Origin of the sequence: Archaeoglobus neptunius (genome assembly GCF_016757965.1) — an archaeon.
Taxonomy (GTDB): domain Archaea; phylum Halobacteriota; class Archaeoglobi; order Archaeoglobales; family Archaeoglobaceae; genus Archaeoglobus; species Archaeoglobus neptunius.
In genome coordinates this window covers 1-855 of the sequence record NZ_JAEKIW010000025.1, presented here as the reverse complement: position 1 = coordinate 855, position 855 = coordinate 1, and the positions used below count along the sequence as shown (strand labels likewise).

At 49.7% G+C, this 855-nt stretch carries 1 protein-coding gene; it reads left to right on the top strand.

The window, feature by feature from the left end; genetic code table 11:
* A partial coding sequence (locus tag JFQ59_RS12320) for an AMP-binding protein (RefSeq protein ID WP_202320808.1) occupies positions 1 to 855 on the top strand: 855 nt, incomplete at both ends.

The following is an 855-nucleotide window of genomic DNA, read 5'->3' as shown; positions in this document are numbered from 1 at the left end:
ACTTCGTACCCCTTGTCGAATCCATAGCCGACAAGCTTGAAACGGTAAAAAGCTACGTCATCATGACGGACGACACAATGCCGGAAACAAAGCTGACTGACATCGAGTATGAGGAAATGCTCAGGAAGGCAAGCCCGGACTATGAATTCCCGGACTTTGATGAGAACACGATGGCGACCCTCTTTTACACCAGCGGAACAACAGGAAGACCGAAGGGTGTTTGGTTCACCCACAGAAAGCTTGTTCTTCATACACTGGGGGCGGGATTGAATTTTGCTGGCCGAAACACCCCTGCCCGTTTGATGCCCGATGACGTTTACATGCCACTCACACCTATGTTCCACGTCCATGCGTGGGGCAAACCGTATATTGCGACTGTTTTGGGTATCAAGCAGGTTTATCCGGGAAGATATGATCCAAAGAAAATCATACATCTTATAAAAAAGGAGGGGGTGACAATCAGCCACTGCGTTCCAACTGTCCTGCAAACGATCCTTGATGCCTTGCCAGAAGAAGAGAAACTTTCGGGGTGGAAGGTCGAGGTGGGAGGAGCAAAACTCACAGAGAAGCTGATTTTGAAGGCTCAGGAGAAGGGTGTGCGGGTTATTTCAGGCTACGGACTTTCTGAAACATGTCCTGCTATTGCCGCTACCGTTTTTCTTCCCCATTTGAGTCTGGATGAGGAGGAGAGAATTGAGTACACCGTCAAAACGGGATTTCCTGGCATTCTTGTATACGTCAGAGTCATCCACGACGACTTCACAGACGTCAAACCCGATGAGAAGGACATGGGCGAGATAGTGGTCAGGGCCCCCTGGCTCACCGACACCTACCTGAAGGATCCGGAAAAAACAA